Source organism: Sphingobacterium sp. UBA3549, assembly GCF_002376635.1.
In the GTDB taxonomy this organism is placed as follows: Bacteria; Bacteroidota; Bacteroidia; order Sphingobacteriales; family Sphingobacteriaceae; genus Sphingobacterium.
The window spans coordinates 107,044-127,409 of the sequence record NZ_DFOE01000002.1; the positions used below are offsets into that span (position 1 = coordinate 107,044).

At 41.7% G+C, this 20,366-nt stretch carries 18 protein-coding genes and 1 riboswitch; of the genes, 9 read left to right on the plus strand and 9 right to left on the minus strand.

Annotated features, from left to right (window positions below; genetic code table 11):
• Positions 1–48 precede the first annotated feature (48 nt).
• From B2W36_RS01450 to B2W36_RS01485, 8 genes are all read left to right on the plus strand, one after another.
• Positions 49–792, plus strand: a complete 744-nt coding sequence (locus B2W36_RS01450; protein ID WP_293886205.1) for a dienelactone hydrolase family protein — start codon at positions 49–51, stop codon at positions 790–792.
• Positions 793–1,068: 276 nt separating this feature from the next.
• A complete protein-coding gene (locus B2W36_RS01455; protein WP_293886206.1) occupies positions 1,069–1,905 on the plus strand; it encodes a VanW family protein in 837 nt (278 codons plus the stop codon).
• Positions 1,906–1,973: 68 nt separating this feature from the next.
• Positions 1,974–2,066: riboswitch (TPP riboswitch) on the plus strand.
• Between the two features lie 81 nt (positions 2,067–2,147).
• Positions 2,148–2,951, plus strand: a complete 804-nt coding sequence (gene thiM / locus B2W36_RS01460) for a hydroxyethylthiazole kinase (protein WP_293886207.1) — start codon at positions 2,148–2,150, stop codon at positions 2,949–2,951.
• Positions 2,941–3,573: a thiamine phosphate synthase gene (gene thiE / locus B2W36_RS01465; protein WP_293886208.1), complete on the plus strand. Its 633-nt coding sequence runs from the start codon at positions 2,941–2,943 to the stop codon at positions 3,571–3,573. The genes thiM and thiE overlap by 11 nt, the downstream gene beginning before the upstream one ends.
• Positions 3,570–4,409, plus strand: coding sequence for a bifunctional hydroxymethylpyrimidine kinase/phosphomethylpyrimidine kinase (gene thiD, locus B2W36_RS01470; RefSeq protein WP_293886209.1), 840 nt, complete (start codon positions 3,570–3,572; stop codon positions 4,407–4,409). The genes thiE and thiD overlap by 4 nt, the downstream gene beginning before the upstream one ends.
• A complete protein-coding gene (gene tenA, locus B2W36_RS01475) occupies positions 4,396–5,052 on the plus strand; it encodes a thiaminase II (protein ID WP_209574816.1) in 657 nt (218 codons plus the stop codon). Before thiD ends, tenA begins: the two co-directional genes overlap by 14 nt.
• Positions 5,053–5,295: 243 nt before the next feature.
• Positions 5,296–6,039, plus strand: a complete 744-nt coding sequence (locus B2W36_RS01480) for a GIN domain-containing protein (RefSeq protein WP_293886210.1) — start codon at positions 5,296–5,298, stop codon at positions 6,037–6,039.
• Positions 6,040–6,313: 274 nt separating this feature from the next.
• Positions 6,314–6,613, plus strand: coding sequence for a DUF1572 family protein (locus B2W36_RS01485; RefSeq protein WP_293886211.1), 300 nt, complete (start codon positions 6,314–6,316; stop codon positions 6,611–6,613).
• A 120-nt stretch (positions 6,614–6,733) separates the two neighbouring features.
• On the opposite strand, the gene katG is transcribed toward B2W36_RS01485, so the two are convergent.
• The 5 genes from katG to B2W36_RS01510 all read right to left on the minus strand — a co-directional run bounded on the left by katG (position 6,734) and on the right by B2W36_RS01510 (position 11,274).
• Positions 6,734–9,013 (minus strand): catalase/peroxidase HPI, encoded by a 2,280-nt coding sequence (gene katG / locus B2W36_RS01490; protein WP_293886212.1) that lies wholly within the window; start codon positions 9,011–9,013, stop codon positions 6,734–6,736.
• A 302-nt stretch (positions 9,014–9,315) separates the two neighbouring features.
• Positions 9,316–9,771, minus strand: a complete 456-nt coding sequence (locus B2W36_RS01495; protein WP_293886213.1) for an Hsp20/alpha crystallin family protein — start codon at positions 9,769–9,771, stop codon at positions 9,316–9,318.
• Between the two features lie 79 nt (positions 9,772–9,850).
• Entirely contained in the window at positions 9,851–10,144 is a 294-nt protein-coding gene (locus B2W36_RS01500) for a hypothetical protein (protein WP_293886214.1), read from the minus strand.
• Positions 10,145–10,367: 223 nt separating this feature from the next.
• Complete coding sequence (locus tag B2W36_RS01505; RefSeq protein ID WP_293885039.1) at positions 10,368–10,706, minus strand: hypothetical protein; 339 nt, start codon at positions 10,704–10,706, stop codon at positions 10,368–10,370.
• A gap of 10 nt (positions 10,707–10,716) precedes the next feature.
• Positions 10,717–11,274, minus strand: coding sequence for an RNA polymerase sigma factor (locus B2W36_RS01510; RefSeq protein ID WP_209574828.1), 558 nt, complete (start codon positions 11,272–11,274; stop codon positions 10,717–10,719).
• Between the two features lie 319 nt (positions 11,275–11,593).
• Here B2W36_RS01510 and B2W36_RS01515 point away from each other — a divergent pair, with 319 nt between their 5' ends.
• Complete coding sequence (locus tag B2W36_RS01515; RefSeq protein ID WP_293885038.1) at positions 11,594–12,535, plus strand: alpha/beta fold hydrolase; 942 nt, start codon at positions 11,594–11,596, stop codon at positions 12,533–12,535.
• Between the two features lie 173 nt (positions 12,536–12,708).
• On the opposite strand, the gene B2W36_RS01520 is transcribed toward B2W36_RS01515, so the two are convergent.
• The 4 genes from B2W36_RS01520 to B2W36_RS01535 form a co-directional block, all read right to left on the minus strand.
• Positions 12,709–13,818 carry a family 43 glycosylhydrolase gene (locus tag B2W36_RS01520; RefSeq protein WP_293886215.1) on the minus strand — a complete coding sequence of 370 codons (1,110 nt, stop codon included), beginning with the start codon at positions 13,816–13,818 and terminating at the stop codon, positions 12,709–12,711.
• A 43-nt stretch (positions 13,819–13,861) separates the two neighbouring features.
• Positions 13,862–16,336, minus strand: a complete 2,475-nt coding sequence (locus B2W36_RS01525; protein WP_293886216.1) for a glutaminase family protein — start codon at positions 16,334–16,336, stop codon at positions 13,862–13,864.
• An 89-nt stretch (positions 16,337–16,425) separates the two neighbouring features.
• Positions 16,426–18,270, minus strand: a complete 1,845-nt coding sequence (locus tag B2W36_RS01530; RefSeq protein WP_293886217.1) for a glycoside hydrolase family 2 protein — start codon at positions 18,268–18,270, stop codon at positions 16,426–16,428.
• Positions 18,271–18,308: 38 nt separating this feature from the next.
• On the minus strand, positions 18,309–20,354 hold the full coding sequence (locus B2W36_RS01535) for a beta-L-arabinofuranosidase domain-containing protein (RefSeq protein ID WP_293886218.1): 2,046 nt from the start codon (positions 20,352–20,354) through the stop codon (positions 18,309–18,311).
• Positions 20,355–20,366 lie beyond the last annotated feature (12 nt).

The window sequence follows — 20,366 nt, forward strand, 5'->3', positions numbered from 1 at the left end:
ATAGCCTAACGACGATTGCAAATACATAGACAGAAAAATTATTTACATATGAAAAAAGTAATGACCCTATTGCTGCTTACCATGGTTACCATGACTTCACAAGCGCAAGAACTAAAACAAATTTCGTATCAAGATGGTGAGCAAAAACTCAAAGGATTGATTACCGCCAATACGGCAAAAAAAGGAGCAGCTGTCCTCATTCTCCCGGCATGGAAGGGAATTGACAACGAAGCGAAACAAGCCGCATTACAACTGGAAAAAGAAGGCTACATTGCTTTCATTGCTGACATTTACGGTGAAGGGAACATTCCCTCAGACAACACGGCAGCATCGAAAATAGCTGGACATTACAAAACCGACTATAAGGCTTATCAGCATCGCATCACGCTAGCATTAGAACAACTAAAAAAAGAAGGAGCGGATCCCAACAAGATTGCTATCATTGGCTACTGTTTTGGAGGTACCGGCGCGCTCGAAGCCGCAAGAGCACATTTACCCGTCAATGCAGTGGTCAGTATTCATGGCGGCCTATCCAAATCTGCAGACAGACCCAATGGTGCTATCAAAACAAAAGTGCTTGTTGAGCATCCTGCAGACGATAAAAGTGTATCCAAAGAAGATTACGATGGGTTGGTCAAGGAATTAAACCAAGGGAAAGCAGATTGGCAAATAATCACCTATGCAAATTCTGGACATACCTTTACCAATCCAGAGTCGCCACAGTATAATCCAGTGATGGCGGAACGCGCCTGGGCGCATACGTTATTATTTTTGAAAGAAGTGTTAAACTAGCTAGCAACACGAACAACAGCAATATCTCTCCACATGAATGATAATTCGAAGCTGAAAATCTATCCGACTATTGTTCATTTCTTGATATTGCTGTTGTAAAGCATCATCGCAATCCCCCATCCTTTAAAATCACTAAAGATAGCAAGCCCTCAAAACCAGGGGACAAATCGTGTCGCAAATCGTGTGACAAATTGCGGGACAAACTTTTAAAAAAGGAGAAAAAAAGTGTGAACACATACATTTCTTGATTAATTTTGAAAGCAAAATAAGGTCGAATTGAGAAAAAGAATACTAATAAGTCAACGTCATCCAATACTATATTTTCTTGCGGTATGGGCACGAAGAATGCACCGAAAAGCCGTTTGGCTGTTGGATGATAAAAAATACGCTGCTGTTAAATCAGCTGATAAACTTCCCTTCCGCGTTAAAAAACACCAGTCTGTATTGTTAAAGAAACTGGGCGAAAACAACATGCAATTGCAGATCAATAAAGTTATCAATCTGAAAATTGCAGCATCACAGATCACGAGCATTCTGATCAGGCCAAAAGAAACTTTTTCATTTTGTAAATTGGTAGGACTACCTACCGCAAAAAAAGGGTATCTGCCGGGAATGGAACTTTCTTTCGGCGAAGCGCGAGCGGGCATTGGTGGTGGAATCTGTCAAATATCAAATCTCATCCATTGGCTTGTCATTCACAGCCCGCTTACGGTCACTGAACGCTACCACCACTCTTTTGATCCTTTTCCCGACGATGGTCGTGTACTACCTTTCGGTAGTGGCGCTACCGTATTCTATAATTATCGGGACTATCAGTTCACTAACAATACCCCTTACACCTTTCAAATAAATCTGTGGTTTACCGACAAATGTTTAGAAGGTGAATTGAGAATCGATCAAGAGCTGGATTTTGCGTACCATGTATTTGAAAAAGAGCACCAATTTCTTAAAATAGACAATCAGTTCTTTCGGAAGAACGAGATCTGGCGCGAGAAGTTTTTAAAATTTCAAGGTGGAAAGATTTTAGAAACAGAACTTTTAACCAAAAATTTTGCGCGCGTTACTTATACCCCGGATGAATATACTGAAATTAGTTCCGACCGAAAGGCGTAATTCATTTTCATGATGATGATGATGCACGTTCTTTTAATATGAAAAGTCCACTTTTTTGTTTAAGTTTGGGATGGCTTTGGGGGTATTCTGTATAGAATTGAGATAGTCCCTTTGAACCTGATTCGGTTTATACCGGCGTAGGGAAAAGCAACAATCCACTGTACAGCATACCTTTATACTGCACAGCCCATCGCTCTTCCTTCCCTCAAAGCCACACGAATATAGCTTAACATGCAAAAAGAATGGAAGATTCTATTATCAATTTATTGGAGAAGGTGAGGTTTGAAAAACCGCTCGTGCATAACATCACAAACCTCGTTGTGATGAACACTACGGCCAACGCACTTTTGGCCTTAGGAGCATCCCCTGTAATGGTACACAGCCCATTGGAAGTACGCGAAGTTGTGGACATTGCACAAGCGCTCGTCATTAATATCGGTACTTTAAGTGAACATACAGCCGAAGCGATGCTGGTCGCTACGGAACACGCCAATACCATTGGACGACCGTGGGTATTGGACCCTGTTGGTGCCGGGATATCAGCATTTCGCAATGACTTACTTTCCAACCTATTAGCACTAAAACCAACAGTAATCCGTGGCAATGCATCGGAAATCATAACGCTGTACAATTCCAACCAACCGAATACAAAGGGTGTTGACAGCACCGCGGATAGTAAAGATGCGCTCAGGTTTGGAAAGCTATTGCAACAACATACTGGCTCCATCATCTGTATTTCTGGAAATGTAGACTATATTCTTTCGGAAAAACACACGGTTGAAGTGTATAACGGCCACCCCTTAATGACGCAAGTGACAGGACTTGGCTGTAGTGCTACTGCACTCATTGGTGCATTCCTGGCTGTTACGGATGGCCACTTTGAAGCTGCTGTCGCAGGGGTCTCCCTCTTAAGCCTGGCCGGAGAGCTCGCAGCCAAATCGGCCAGCGGCCCGGGCACACTGCAATTGAATCTTTATGATGAACTCTATCGGCTTAATGCAGAACGTCTGCAATCAAGTCTCAAGATCAAACACTATGCACATTAATCCGCTTTTCCCATATCCTTTATATTTAGTCATCTCAGAGCGGGATTGTTATCCCAAAAATTGGCTTCAGGTCGCCGAAGAGGCTATTATTGGTGGTGTTGATCTGATTCAATTGCGAGAGAAAACGGATAATCCCGCTACCTTTTTAGCAAAGGCCATACGCTTGAAAAAGATTACCGATCACTATGGTATTCCTTTGGTAATTAATGATGCCGCAGCAATTGCCCACCAGATCGGGGCCTGGGGAGTGCATGTGGGTCAAAACGATCTCAAACCAATCGCCATTCGAGAAAAATATGGAGACAGATTAACTATTGGATGGTCCATAGAAGCTGTGCAACAGCTAGAGAGCCAACAGCTGCTAGTCGTCGACCATCTTGGTGTAAGTCCCATCTTTTCAACACCTACCAAAAGAGATACTGTTACCGAATGGGGAATTACGGGTTTAAAGCACCTTCGGAATAGGACCGAAAAGCCATTGATTGCGATCGGAAGCATGAATTTCCACAACGCACAACAAGCTTGGAAAGCGGGCGCAGATTCCATTGCAGTTGTTTCGGCCATCTGTCAAAGTGCCGATCCCAGACAAGCCAGTGCACAATTAAAAGCCTTACTAAAATGACAAAAAACAAAAAATATAGGGTTCCTACTGTACTCAGCATCGCAGGATTCGACGGAAGCGGCGGAGCCGGCATACAGGCAGATACCAAAACGATATCGGCACTGGGCTGCTATGCGATGAACGTTTTAACCGCCCTCCCCGTTCAGAATACGCAAGGTGTGAGACGTATTTATGAGATACCTACCTCGGCTGTACAAGATCAGCTGGATGCAATCTTTGAGGATATTTATCCAGATGCAATCAAAATAGGCATGGTGCACAATATTGAGCTTGTAGAGCTCATCAGTAACTATTTGACAACGTATAAGGGACCAATCGTATTTGATCCGGTCATGGTATCGACGAGTGGGCACAAACTTATTCATGACGACACCATCCAGGCCTGCGTAACACGTCTTTTTCCCTTAGCAACACTGATTACACCAAATTTAGATGAGACGAGTGTCTTAGTGGATGAACCTATTCATACTGTCCAAAAGATGGAAAAAGCTGGAAATAGTTTACTGGCTGCGGGTTGTCAATCTGTTCTGATTAAAGGTGGACATCTACAGAGTGAAGAGTTAACATCCCTCTTATTTCAACAGCAAAAGCCTCCAATTGAATTCAAGTCACAAAAAATTAACAGCAAAAATACACACGGTTCCGGCTGCTCGCTTTCTTCAGCAATTGCGAGCCAATTGGCACAAGGCATTGCTCTCGATCGCGCAGTAGACATCGCATTATCCTATATACACGCGGCGATTTTGGGAAGTAAAAATCTTCGCATTGGCAAAGGAAATGGGCCATTAAATCACTTCCATAACCCCCTTAAACTTATGCAATATGAACTGGACTGATCATGCCTGGGATGCTATAACACCAATTTATTCGGATATACTTGCTATGCCATTTATCGTTGAGCTTAGTGATGGAAGTCTTCCCTTGGATAAATTTCAATTTTACATGCGGCAAGATGCATTCTATTTGGAAGAATTTGGTCGTGTCCTTGCTTTTATAGGTGCAAAGAGCGCTGACAACCAACAAGCATTGGACTATTTCGAGTTTGGGCGCAATGCACTTCTTGTTGAAAGAGCACTGCATGAAAATTACTTTCGAGAATTTGGTTTAACATCTGGAGACAACAGTAGCAAAATTGAGCCAACCTGCCATCATTATATCCATTTTCTCAAAAGCGTAGCTGCATTCGAAAGTATTGAAGTCGCCATGGCTGCAACACTCCCATGTTTCTGGATCTATAAAGCAGTAGGTGATCACATTGTGTCGACCGCAAATACGCTTGATAACCCTTACTCCAAATGGATTGAAACCTATAGCGGTGACGATTTTGCACAGGGAGTTATCAAAGCCAAAAATTATGTTGATAAAATTGCTGCAGAAACTACTGCAACAAAACGGGAGAAGATGCGACAAGTATTTATAACAGCTTCCCAATTAGAGTATCAATTCTGGTTAGCTGCGTACATAGGGCGCATATGGTAAAACAAATAGACTGTCCGATACCGAACAGTCTATGTTCAAAAATGAGCACTAAGGAAATCCGAAACACATAAAAAGACAACTATGAATCAACACCTTAGATATATCAATAATTTTGGCACTACTATTATACTATATGTTCAACAAAACAATCAGGTGCATGTTTATGTAAATTGGAAATGATAAATGGGAAAATAAAATAAAACTTTTAATCTACAATAATTTTAAACTAATAACAAAAAGATAATGAAAAGAATCTTAACCATTGCCTTTATTTCATTTTTATATGTAGCGCAGGCACAAGAACGGGAAACACGTAAGATCGCTGCTCCAGATGGCATTTCATCGGCAACCTCGCTTCGTGTGGATTACATCCATTCTAATCGCAATGAGGTTGTTGTTGAAGCGGATAATCCCGAGCATTTATCCCTTATCGAAACGACTGTAAAAAATGGTACCCTCTATGTACAGTATAAAAGAAACAGTTCAATCAGAAATGCAAGAAACAATCGTGTAATTGTTTATTCGAGCAAGATACCGTCACGTTTCTCGGCATCTTCAAGCAGCTCGATTTATACCGATGAGATCATTAAGAGCAACAAAATTACTGTAGACGTGTCGTCTTCAGCCAGCGTATCCCTGAAGAAAATAGTAGCGGATGACATTAGTCTTGCAACAAGTTCTTCGAGTAAATTAACAACCGAAGTAAGCAGTAAAAATTTGCAGGTTTCGGCAAGTAGTTCGTCCAGGCAGAATATTTCAGGGAATGCTTCAAATTTAAATTTGAACACCAACTCATCCGCATCGGTTGATATGAGTCGTTTTACAACGACAAATGCTCAAATACAAGCAAATTCATCTGCAAATGTAACGCTAAGTGTGAAAGAAAACTTACTAGGAAAAGTTTCCACATCTGCAAAAATTGTATTAAAAAATCAACCAAAAAATGTGCAGGTTGACAAATCGACCAGCGGCAGAGTAGTCATGTAATTTTTAGTGTGGTCTTGAAAAAGACTGTTTATTTATGTTTAATGTTTAGTTAGCAAAAAAGGTGGTACTTCCCCAGTATCACCTTTGCTTTACCTGCCCTTAGACTGCTTATTCTTACTCCTTCTTCAATGCCTTGTCAATAATAGCGTTAACATGCACATCCGTGAAATTAACTGATCAATAACCACTAATCTCGCGTTACACAACTTAAGTTGGGATTAGTTTCACGACATTTTTGTATATTGATACCATAAGTTGACGATTTAATAGGGCTATGAATAATTTTTTAGGGACTTGTATAAAACAATTTCAATATTATAAATCATTGGGTGATAAAACATTTGAACAGTTGAGCACGGAACAATTATTTTGGCATCCAAACGATTCGAGCAACAGCATTGCATTAATTGTAAAACATTTAGGCGGCAATATGCTTTCCCGTTGGACTGATTTTCTAACCACCGACGGAGAAAAAGATGATAGAAACCGGGACCGAGAATTTGAAAACACCTGGACAGACCGTGATGAACTGATATCGTATTGGAATGCTGGGTGGAAAATTTCTAACGGATGATCAGGAGAATACGCCTGAACATTAAAATACAATCAGGGCTGGCACCACAAATGTACCAGCCCTGATTGTAAACTAACCCTAATCTTAAAATACGATGATCGAATTAATTGTCCAGTCGTATTAGCGATGTAAATCAAAACGATCTAACTCCATCACTTTAGTCCAAGCCTTCACGAAATCTTGTACGAATTTATCTTTCGCATCGTCACTTCCATATATTTCGGAAACTGCTCTCAACTCCGCATTCGATCCAAAAACAAGATCTGCCCGTCCCGCTTCCCATTTTTTAGCACCGGATTTGCGATCTGATCCTTCAAAAACTTCCCGATCCTGCGAGATTGCTTTCCAAGCTGTCCCCATATCCAATAGATTAACAAAAAAGTCGTTGGTCAATTGGCCCGGACGATCTGTCATTACTCCCAGTTGAGAACCGTCAAAGTTCGCTTGAAGAACACGCATTCCGCCAATAAGCACAGTTAATTCCGGTACAGAGAGTGTGAGCGATTGTGCTTTGTCAATCAAAAGGGACTCGGTAGATACGGTATAAGCGCCTTTACGGTAGTTTCTGAATCCATCTGCAATTGGCTCGAGATATCCCACAGATTCAACATCAGTTTGTTCCTGAGATGCATCCATACGTCCAGGACGGAATGGGACTTCGATGTCATGTCCTGCCGAGCGAGCTGCCTGTTCTATCGCTGCCACCCCACCCAGGACAATTAAATCGGCCAAAGAGATTTTCTTTCCAGCTTGTTGTTTTCCATTAAAATCCTGTTGAATTTGCTCGAGAGCGGTAAGCACTTTTTGTAATCGTGCTGGATTATTAACTTGCCAATAACGCTGTGGAGCCAGACGTATCCTAGCGCCATTTGCCCCGCCTCTCTTATCTGATCCTCGGAAGGTAGATGCCGAAGCCCAAGCTGTTGTAACAAGCTCGGAGATACTGAGCCCAGTATTCAATATGGTCGTTTTCAACGCACGAATATCATCCGAATCAACAAGAGCATGATCAACAGCCGGAATGGGATCTTGCCACAATAATTCCTCAGCAGGAACCTCGGCACCGAGATAACGTTCGCGCGGTCCCAAATCACGGTGTGTTAATTTAAACCATGCCCGGGCAAATGCATCTGCAAATGCTTCTTGATCTTCATAAAATTTACGCGAGATCTTTTCGTAAACTGGATCAAAACGTAAAGACAAATCGGTGGTCAGCATCGTTGGCCGGCGCTTTTTACTTGGATCGAAAGGATCGGGAATAGTTGAATCGGCACCTTTAGCTACCCATTGGTGTGCTCCTGCAGGACTTTTTGTTAATTCCCATTCATTTTCAAACAGATTTTTAAAGAAAAGATTCGTCCATTCTGTTGGTTTTTGTGTCCAAATGACCTCCAGTCCACTGGTAATGGCATCAGCTCCCACTCCACTGCCGTAAGTGCTTTTCCAACCGAGGCCTTGTTGTTCTATACCAGCGGCTTCTGGTTCTTTTCCGACATTGTCTGCAGGTCCTGCACCGTGAGTTTTCCCAAAAGTATGTCCTCCTGCAATCAAAGCAACGGTTTCCTCATCATTCATAGCCATCCGACCAAAAGTGTCCCGTATATCTTTTGCTGCAGCAATCGGATCAGGATTTCCATCCGGTCCTTCTGGGTTCACATAAATTAATCCCATCTGTACCGCAGCCAATGGTTTTTCAAGATTGCGCGTGTGCAGCTTACCATCTGCATCATCATCGGCAGATAAGACTCCGTGCGGTTCGGCCACTCCTTCCGAGCCGTGCGCATAACGCACATCGCCACCCAACCAGGTGGTTTCAGACCCCCAATATACATCCAATTCTGGTTCAAAAGCATCAACACGTCCACCTGAATAACCGAAAGTTTTGAAGCCCATAGACTCAAGGGCAACATTACCCGTTAATATCATTAAATCTGCCCAAGAAATATTCTTACCATATTTTTGTTTGATAGGCCACAACAGGCGGCGCGCTTTATCCAAACTAACATTATCTGGCCAGCTATTTAGAGGAGCAAAGCGCTGTTGACCAGATCCTGCGCCACCCCGACCATCACTTACACGGTATGTTCCTGCACTATGCCACGCCATCCGGATGAATAATGGGCCGTAATGTCCAAAATCTGCTGGCCACCAATCCTGAGAATCAGTCATCAATGCATGCAAATCTTTTTTTATGGCTTCTAAGTCCAATTGGTTGAATGCCGCTGCGTAGTCAAAGCCTTCATCCATTGGATTTGACTTGCTCGCATGCTGTCTCAACAGGTCTACACGTAGTCTATTTGGCCACCAATCTTGATTCTGAGTTCCACCTCCTGCGACGGAGTTGCTCATCGTACCATTGTGAAAGGGGCATTTGCTAATGTCTTTTTCGTTGTTGTCCATATTAAAAGAAAGTTTTTTTATATAATACCTTAATTGATCAAATTGTTTGAATTCAACTTTCATAAAAGTACATAAATACAGTCGATCCGCTCCATCGAATGATTTGATAAACTATAGACAAAACTTATATCATAATAAATACACTATCTAAATGAATGATAATACCTTTTCGACATTTTAAGCGTCGTATAATGGAAAGTGGTATGATAGACATACGTGGAAATAAAAAAGGACAGCTAATTTCTGTATGCTGCCCTTTTTCAAAATCAGCTCAAATACTGATTTACGTTTACTATTTGTTGCTAATCAATAACAACCTCTTGTGGCCTCGCTACCTTTTCGAGATCTTTTGGGAGAATGACCGTCAACACCCCATCCTCAAAACTGGCATGTACATTATCGGTAAGCACGTGTTCATTTAATTGGAATTCACGCTCAAATGCTAATCCATCGTCCTCTTTATAAATATAATCTATGGCATTGTCTTGTCTGTTTGCAGTACATGAAATTTTAAGTATCCCTTCTTGGATGCTGACTTGGAACTGTTCTTTCTTGCGGCCAGCAGCAAAAAGCTGTACTTCAAAGAATTCTTGATTCTCGACAATATTTACAGGAAAAAATTGCTGTCTCCTTCCGCTTTGCATGGGTTCGCCTTCAAAAAAATGCTGCTGAAATTTTTCAAAACGGTCCTTGAAATGCTTTCCGCAAAATTTATTATGATTTGAATATCCGCTGTTGTAATTATCTCTTTTAAACATGACTTTAATTTTTAATGTTGAATACTAAGTGTAAATTGATGATCGCAGGATTGTTTCCACAATCGGGATTTTCTAACTATTAATAAACGGGAACTATTGTTGCCCTCTTCGAACGGCTTTGTGCATTTAACGGCACGATCGCTACGACTGTATCATAGTGACGCTGAACATTCGGGTGTACTGGGGTCGTGTCCATTTGGAAAGCCCGCCGATCTCTTCTGCGCATTCTTGCTGCGGCAAAGCTTCCTATACCAAACAGCACTGTTCCAAACAACAAGAGTTTAAAGATCGTCCCAATAATTAGCGTTGCTAATCCTGCTATTGCCGTAAGCACGATCAGGCGCGGCAATATAAATCGAAGTTTATTTTTCATTTGAATACATCTTTTTTAAGGTTTCCGTCAGCACATACCTTCATCTGTCTGAAATTGTACTTCTTCTTGACCTTCATATTTGTAATTAATTTAGTGTCGCCAACATCCATTCTGACAGATCATCGCGTTCTGTCATTTCTTTCGGTATATCGACATAAAAAAGGCGCCTTTATAAAAGAAGACGCCCAACAACAGTTTTTACTTTAAAATTTTTATTGTTTTTTCAGAATCCGCATCGTCCGCTGAAACGACGCTTCCATTCCTCACGCAAACGCTCCCTCTCCTCTTCGGAAAGATCCTCTCCGTTTTCCATTTGAGTTGGAAAACCTTTTCGAAATCTCCCGCCCCCCGGTTTACCAAATCCCCTGCCGAACAGGATTCTTGACAAAACAAAGAGTCCTAGTGCCTGCCAATAGGTAATTGCTTTTAAATGGAAAATATCCACCATTAACGTATTCCATAAATATTGTAACAACGCCACCAATAAAAAAACACCAACAATAATAGCGACAAACATAAAAGCGAATTTACCCTTCCGCTGTCTTTTCATTCTTCCATTCATAGCTTAATCCTTAAAATTTTAATTCTTCATATAAACTCCGCAATCGTACTCTTAGATGCTTCACTGCATACCCTTTGCGACTGATGATTGTCTTTAAATGCTCATTTTCCATCACAGCAATTTCTTGAAGTGTTTTGTCTTCCAGTTCATTCAACATAAAAACCCGGCGTTGCTTTTCAGGCAATTCGTCCAATGCTTTCATCAATTCGTCCCAAAAAATATCCTTAAATAATTTTAGCTCGGGATTGTTGGAGTCGTCAGCCAAAAGAAACTGACGGATGGGAAATGAACTTTCACTATCATCGTCGCCTGCGATCAGATCATCAAGTGATTCACTTTTCTTTTTTCGATAGCTATCTGTAATTTTATTGCGTGTGACGGCATAAAGCCAGGCTCCAGCATTCTCCAGTTCATCCATATTCGTTAAACGGCTGAATTGATACCAAACTTCCTGTAAGATATCCTCTGCATCCTCAGTTTTCTTTACTTTCCCCTTAACAAAACGCAGCAGCTGACTCCCATAAGTCTTAACGGTATCCGTAAATGATCTGGAATTTTTCTCTGCCATATGATTTTGGTATGCAATGTCCATAGCAGCCTAGACGAACCAGCAAAACTTTTACTTTAAATTATTTACAGCAATCTCTTCTCACTCACTCCGCATCATGAACAACATGTCAGGTTTCTTTTCTTCTTGTTTCGTGTACGCTTTGTACATTCTAAATTAAGTAAAATCTAAAAAATATGCTCAAACAACAAAATTAATAGTGCTTTTTTTTTGTCCCTATTTTAGGCAATAACAGTAATGTTCTTGAAAGCTACAACGATTACTGACCTTGTAAATACCATAAATTTGTCTTAGTTTACTATAAATAACAAAACGCACCATGAATAGGGTATCGTCAAATTTTTATGCCGTTAATACGGCAGAAAATAAGTATAAAATTTCTTATAACATCTATGAGCCTACAGATCATCCTGTATTGGCCACGATCCTCATCATCCATGGTATGCAAGAGCACAGTGGTCGATATCAGGAACTGGCCAGTTATTTGACAGCACAGCAATTTGCAGTTTTAACCTACGACCAATTGGGTCACGGATTAACGGCTTCACAACCCGCTCTTTTGGGCTATTTCCAAAAAGAAAAGGCCAAAGAACAGCTTGTCGATGACGCAATTGCGATGAGTAGTTTCTTACGGGAAGCCTATCCAAAAACACCGCAATTTATTTTAGGACATTCCATGGGATCCTTTGTTACACGTTGCGTATTACAAAAAATTGGGGGCCAATTTAAGGGGGCGATAATTGTGGGTACCGGACAGCGTCAAAAGGGCTCCACCGCTTTTCATCTTTTACTCGCTTTTCTAAATACTGTTGCACCCAAAAAAAGAAGTAAATTGATTAATCGTATTTTTGACAAACGCAACAACGCCCGTTTTAAGAACGAACCGAACCAATGTAACAGCAATTGGCTAAGCGTTAATAAGACAAATCGTATTTCTTTTTTGGAAGATCCACTCTGCGGAGGTCTATTTACCAATAATGGGTTTCATACGGTACTGGATCTTTCACTACAGGCGACAGATCCTATTCCTACACAGCTTATCCCAAAAACGCTTCCGATAGCTTTTATCAGTGGACAGGATGATCCAATTGGCGATTTTGGCGCTGGAGTTGAAAAAAGTGCAGAGCAGCTCCGCAACCAAGGGCAAGCTGATATTACGGTCAAATTATATCCGGGAATGCGACATGAAATTTTAAATGAAGAATGCAAAAAAGAAGTATTCGAGTTTATCAGCAGCTGGCTCCATAGCCATTTAACTTAGCTACCGCTCACAAATATTTACCACAACGCTCATCGCACCCCAAAACAGCATACAGCACTTCGAGATGTTTTTTCTTTTGCTGTATCTTATGGTGCTATATCGTGTAAGGAATAGGCAGCGGAAGTCCTACCCGACAAAGATCGGCCATCCGCTGCTACTAGCTATTGAAAATGCTATTTAAAATTAAATGTTGGTGCCGGTTGCACTGCAACACTACTGGTTGCCCCTTCAATTTTGGGCCAGTCCTTATCCCAGACGATCTGATCCAAAAATAGCATCCGACGATTTCCACCCGTCGCAACACGAGGCTGCTTTGGGTCCATACCATGATAGAGTATCCAATCTTTTCCCTTATCGTCTGTAATAATGCGCGAAGTATGACCTGTCCCCACAAATTGATCATTTCCCCTTAACAGCAACGTTCCGCTCCCTCGCTGTACCAGATTGCGTCCCTCCCGATCCATATAAGGCCCTTTCAAATTTCTAGACCGTCCTACAAGAACATGGTAACTGCTTTTTTCCCCTTCACAACAAGATCCTTTGGATCCGATAAAGTAATAATACCCTTTCCGCTTATGAATTACAACAGCCTCAAAATCACCGGCAGCAACTTTAAATTTTTTATTTAGATCAGGTACAGCTGTTCCATTTTGATCTAATTCCACACCATAAGTGCCCTGCGTTTCAGCATCGCTAAAACTACCCCAAAACAAATAGTTCTGTCCATTCTCCATAAAAAAGTAAGGGTCAATTGAATTGGGTACATTGATCTGCTTGCTATCGAAAAGTTTACCTTGATCTATAAATGGTCCTTCCGGTGCATCAGCAAGAGCAATTCCTATCCCTGGATTAGGATCTCCCCATGTCGAATAGGCATAATACATCAGGTATTTCCCATTGAGCTCTACTACGTCGGGAGCCCAGATTCCACCTTCGGCTTTCCAGCTCGGTTTTGAGCTGAAGGCTGTACCAATCCAGGTCCATTGAACTAGATCGGAAGATTGTAGAATGGATACCAGACGCTGGCCTTTGCCATCTCCCCAATTGTCGGCTGTCCCGTAGGCATAAAACATGTTGCTTTTGGGGTCTCTAACAACTGTAGGATCAGCAAGTATAGGCTCAAAAACCGGATTGGTATAGGTCTTTTGCTGCACCTTATTAGCTCTTGCAATTGTCTCTGGTCCAAGTTGCGTTACTGAACCTGAAAAGCTTCCGCAGGAGCTTAACACGTTCAGTACAACAACTCCACCGATCCAATATCTTAACAACATTGTATTCAACATCTTATTATTTTATTATATTATTTCTCTACATCATAGGAAAACGCTATTTCGCCTTTGCCAATTTCTCTTCCAGCATTTTGATAAAATAGCCTCCTACAACGGATCTTGCCTTAAATCCAGCTCTTTTAGGTCGATCCGTATACGTCCAGTCGGACATCGGAACCCGATCTGTTGTCTCATTCATAAAACGGTATACTGGCTTTACAAAGGTTTCAAATGTAGGTTTATCATTTGCCATGGTCGCCGTCCAAATAATCCAATCCGTCTTGGTGTAAGGCTGACGGTTATCCAGTGGTAATCCATATTGGTTTTGTTTGCTGAGATAGTAGCTTAGTTCGGTTTCGCGAATAGCAGGATCAAAAATATTCATCTTGAGCAATTTATCCCATACCATATTATACTTTTGGCTCCAGGTTCCTGCCTTGTCAAAAGTCAACTTATAATGATCCCCATCTTTGGCCATGCCTTCCCATTTCATAGCCATCGCTTTCGCTTCCGTCAAGTATTTTTTAGCAGTAGCCTCTTCACCGAGCATTTGGGCCAGATAACCATAAGAAGCAATCCCCAAGATAGCTTTGATGGATAAATTAGCATTGTGTGCAAAATGGCCAGCGAAATCGTCTGTACATAATTGATTTTCGGGATCCAGACCTTTATCAACTAAATAATCTGCCCATGTCGACAACACTTTCCAATGTTTATTTGCATAAGTGGCATTTCCTTCCACTTTAGCTAATGCATAGGTTAGTATCAACATATTTCCGGATTCTTCCACAGGCATATCTCCACCATAGGTTTGACCATTTGCCAGCGGATAAGTTCCAACGTCGTGCGCAGCAAAAGGTTTTGTCCACTTATTGCTTTCGCTGTAATAAAAAATAGCGTTCATTAGCGCTTTTGCCAATTCCGGATTATAGTACAGGAAAATCGGAGCCGAAGGATAGGTTACATCAACAGTTCCTATTGACCCATTGCTATCATTTTCTTTGGATAATAAAAGTAAATCGCCATTGGATGCCTTCACAAGTTTATGGGCAGCGATTGCTTGCCGATAGGCCAAGGCACACAATGCGGCATAGTCCTCTCCCCCATTACGAAGAGCTGTACTCCATAATTCGGCATCAAATTTATCAGCAGCCTTTTTGAGAGCAGCATACTCTTTATCGGCCAATTCAAATTGTTTCTCAATTGTATGATTTCCATTTGTATTCCAATACGGCCGTAAATTTTGTTCGAAATATTGGATAGAATACAAGTCATCATACCCCAATAAGATCTTATCCTGATAGCTTGATGAGACATCAAAAGTTTGTATTAAAGCCAGCTGCTTACCTTCTTTTGAAGGTAATGTATGTTCGTTTTTTAGAAATTTAACACGCAATTCCTGACTGTTGCCAACAATAGATTTCGTTTTTGCAGCGTTACCAGCCATATAAAAATATCCCCAATCTATTCGTAAATCATCTCCTTTTTTTTCGAGAATCTGCTGACTTTTACTTCCAGTCTTCACAAACTGCAGGTTTCCACTGCGGAATGAGCTGCTTACAGCGTCTTGTGCCGGAGAATTCAAAGCCCAGTTTGGAGCAGCTTCCAAATAAAGCTGTACGTGATGTTTTTTGCCATCCTTTACCTGGATCTGATAAGAAAGGTAATTTACGGGTCGCGACATTAGGTCCAAATTATCCATGAGCAACGGTGCCATAAAAGTAATATTTAGATTGACTGGACCGCAATCAAACGAATAATGTGTTTGTGTGGCCTGAACATTGGCGGCAAGCTGCTTTGCTTCCCTTTCGAATTGAATACTACCTTCTTTTTCTGCAAACAGTCCAAAATCAAAATAACCATTCGCTACCCTATTATGGCAATAACCAGCAAGTATATTTTTCCCCTTTTTCAGTGTCTTCACGATATGTTCGGGCAGTTTGACCCGATTATTTTTGCCTGTCGAATTCCCCGTATTAACAACTTCAAATCCGTTGACATACAAAATGGCATCATCATCGTGCGTAAATTCGATAAAAACAGGCTTTCCGGTGAGATCTTCATCAAGTTCAATTACTCTCCTGATCCAGATCTTAGGTTCCTGCCAATCCGTATTCACCTGAGGTTCTTTATCTTTGGTACCGAAAGGAGCGACGCCAGTTTTCCATTGCTCTGCATCGTACGAAGGTTTCATCCAATCTGAAGCGGGTTCGCTAATGACATAACTTCCGGTCCAGGCCGCATGTTCGCCCATCCGTGCCAAAGACAGAGGTTCAGCTTCTTCTTTTCCTAGGAAGCGATAGGATTTCCCATCCACTTTAAGGACACCCAGTAAAGGAAATGACTTTCCAGTCCAATGGTGGACAACATCTGCATTCAATTCGTTGCTATAGGACCAAGCACTTGTATTGGGATCTATTGTTATTAAGGGATAGGCAGGCGCCCGAAGGTCATTCTTAGGAGGCTGTTTTTGTGCAAACGACGATACCGACTGACATACAATAGCCGCTGCAATTAGTAATTTTAATTTCATTGATTTGTATCAAATAGATTTAGGTTGACCGGTATATTTTCACCGTTAAATTTAGGCCGCAACTCGAGTTGCGGCCATATCGCTATCAATTACTTGGTAGGTGCATTGTAGAGCGCACGATGAGCAGCGTTCAACTCTGCCTCAGGCATTTTGACAACTTTACGGTCATAAGTCATCAAGCCATTTGTTTCTACTTCCACATCTGTTGTCTGGGTATACACAGCGGCAGACAATCCCATAGGAATTAGACGTGTCAAGTCATGGATCAGGCGTTTGTAACGCTCCAATAATTCCGTTTTATTCTTAAAACTTTGGTATCCCCAATTATCTTTTTGTTGCCATGAGTGTCCATCTATCGGCAAACCCAAACCTCCAAATTCACCCAATGCAAGCACTTGTTTGGCCCCAAACAAATTTGGATCAGGCATGGCTGCGTCTGGGTAATTATGGATATCCAAGATATGTCCAGTTTCCATAAAGTTACCGCCACTAGCGCTATTAACCAGTCTTGAAGGGTCATTAGCCATAGTCCACTCGGTAATTTCCTTGGTTTTGAATTGTCCCCAGGCCTCATTAAACGGCACCCAAATAACAATGCTTGGATAGTTATGCAATACCTCCATAATGGCTTTCCATTCTTTTTTGTAGTAACCTTCAGATTCCTGCGAACGCTGTTTATCCCGATTTCCACCAGAAATTTTCCCTGGCTGCATATCCCAATGATTTCCGCCAAGATCACCACTAGGCATATCTTGCCAAACGAGCATACCTATACTGTCGCAGTAACGGTACCAGCGCGCCGGCTCTACTTTGATATGCTTGCGGATCATATTGAATCCCATTTCCTTTGTTTTGATCACATCAAATTTCAAAGCCTCATCCGTTGGTGCTGTATGTAGTCCATCCGGCCACCAACCTTGATCCAATGGGCCATACTGGAAGGTAAAATGATTATTCAGCATCAACCGCTGAATACCATTTTCGTCTTTTTGCATGGCTATTTTTCGCATGGCAAAATAGCTTTTCGCTTGGTCAACAATCTTGCCCTTACGAATTAACTGGATTTCTAAGTCATAAAGTTTAGGGTTACTCGGCGACCATGGTTGCAAATTAGGTACTGCAAGATCAAAAGATGTATTGGGCTGCCCGACCTGTTCTTTCACAACTTTCCCCCCATCTAATGCACGGACCTTTATTTCATCACCCGCTTGGCTTCCTTCGACAGTAGCCTGAAATGCTAAGATCCCTTCATCCAATCGTGGTGTTTGTTTGGTATTAACAATATAAGATTGTGGAACACTTTCCAACCACACGGTTTGCCATATTCCTGTGACAGGCGTATACCATATCCCATTCGGCTTGTTCACCTGTTTACCGCGTGGTTGAGGTCCATCATCCGTAGGATCCCATACCCGGATGGCAATTTCCTGCTTTGCACCTTTTTTTAGAAAACTGGTCACGTCCATGGAAAAAGGGTCAAAACCACCCTCATGTCTTCCAACCAATTGGCTATTTACATACACATCACATTGCCAATCCACTGCCCCAAAATGCAACAGAACCTTGTTTTTATTGACAGACTTATCCAGTGTTATGGTATTATTATACCATAGTGCCTTATCTTTTCCTACTTCTTTACCAACACCCGACAACGCCGACTCAATAGCAAAAGGAACAAGGATATTCCCCTCCCATTGACGCGGAATCTCTTTATTACCTACTGGAGTAATTGCATATTTCCATAAGCCATTTAAATTTTGCCAATTGTTGGTTCTGGTTAATTGTGGTCTAGGATATTCAGGATGTGGCTTTTGTGCTGTTACTTTCTCGCCCCAAGGGGTTAATATATGTGACCCCGCGGGTTTCCAATCCTGAGCAAAGTTCAATTGTGCTGCCATCATCAAACTGGCAAAAAATAAGGTTTTCTTCATCATAAAAATCGTTAAGTCATTTATTTTATATCGTATTTACATTATTTCACGGTTGGAAAAGCAGCAATGCGTAAACGTGCTGCTCCCATGGGAATCAGTTCGACTTCCTGTACCTCGCCCATACTTTCCACTGGACTAAGTGGCAATACGCCTGTCAGACCATTTTCATCAATTTTCCACCCGTCAATACGTTTCGCTTTGACAAGGATAGAAATAGGTACTGCCTCTGCATCGAAGGGAAACGCATCCTTAGGCCACGCCCTTTTCACAACTTTCAATTGGTCTAATGTTTGCAACTGATTTTGTACAAGTCCGTAATTCCAGTCACTTGCAGGAAGGATTTCATAGGATGGCCATTTTGATGGATCTGCAGTCTCCTGCCATTTCGAATCGCCAATTGCCGAGGTTTTAGTATCTTTTTTTACGTAGTTCTCTTTTATTTTGAGGGCATAGGTCAATGGTCCCCGTTGGATACTCACTGAATTTTTATTGGCGTTCCATGTTTTCAGATCAATGGTCATCGGTAAGGAGAGTTCGACTTTGTCACCGTCTTTCCATTTCCGTTCAATCCGAATATATTTTGCTCCAGCTTCAACCTGCTGGCTTTTACCATTGACAGTAACTTTCGCTTGTTTGGCCCAGGCAGGTATACGGAGATAAAATGGGAAATCAACAGTTTTACCCTGGGTGCTTATTTCAAATCGCAAAGACTCTTCAAAAGGGTAATTGGACTGTTGTTTGATCTGAACAGCTTGGTTGTTTCCGACTTTTATTTCAGCCTTCGATGCAGCATATAATAACGCCGCAATACCATTGTCATTGGTTGCCATGTACAGATGTTCGGCATAATAGGGCCAACCCTGACTGTGGTTGTGCTGACAGCAGCGGGAACTGAAGGGATTCATCATTAAGAATGGTCCATTGTTATCAATTCCAGGAGCATGATTATGACTGTCGCTGATGGTCATATTGGGACTTGTAATATACCTTAGCGCTTTAAAATCGGCTGTTACAGCTGCGGGGTAGGTATTAAATGCAACTTCTTCGGCATGATCTGCCCAAAAAGGGTCTCCGGTTATTCCGAGAAGGATCTCGTTAGAGGCCATCTGTTCCACCATACCACAGGTTTCTACCCCTTGACGGGGGTCGGTATATCCAGGACGGGCATTTTCATCAGCACCGAACATACCCCCTGGAACCTGACCAAATACCTGCCGGACATAATGAAAGTTAGCGTAGGTCGCTTTCAGATCGTCACTCGACTTGCTTTTCAAATAATAGGTTGCTGGCTCTCTGAAACATTGGGCAACATTGACGTTATGCCAATTGGGCAAATCGTCTTTTTGTCTCCAATTGGCGGTATTCCGATGGATTTTATCCGCCAAATCCATCAACCATTCATTACCTTGTGTTCTGTTATAGAGCCAATAAACGGATAGCAAATTGTCACCACCACGACTGTTCTCCCAATAATCCTTGAGAAAAAAACTATCCGGCAAATTGGCCTGCCATTTAAAATAATTGGTCATCAACGTTAAAACACGCTGGTCAGCGCTATATTCATAATAAGATTGCAGGCACCATAACATTAACATATTACCCCAAAGATCCGGTTTGTTATTACGCAGGATCAATGGGCCAAAGTATCCATCAGGACGCTGGCTTTTAAGGGCCGCTTCTAACCAGATCTTCGACTCCGCTATGATTTTAGGATCTTTCAAGATGTAGCCCAAATTAGCGTAGCCTTTTAACCAATAAGGAACTTCTTCCCAACCATAGTCTCCTTTCCCATCTGTACTTAGCCAAGCATTATTTTTCTTGGATAGCCAAGCGCTAATTTCTCCCAGATGGCCTGTAAGACCATCTTTCTGCAGCTGCAGATATTTCCCAAGCCAACCTTCGGGTACGATGCTTCCTACAGGTAATTTTAGCAGGGCATTCTGTTTTAAAGGCAATCGGTTATTAATATAGTTTAAATTTTTCCCCTGCACCGGCAAATGATCAACAGCAATTACGACATTGCTTTGCGCTGAACTTAGAAAACAAATTCCAATCAAATAAGATAATAAACCGATTTTTTTCGTCATTGTTGGCTTGAT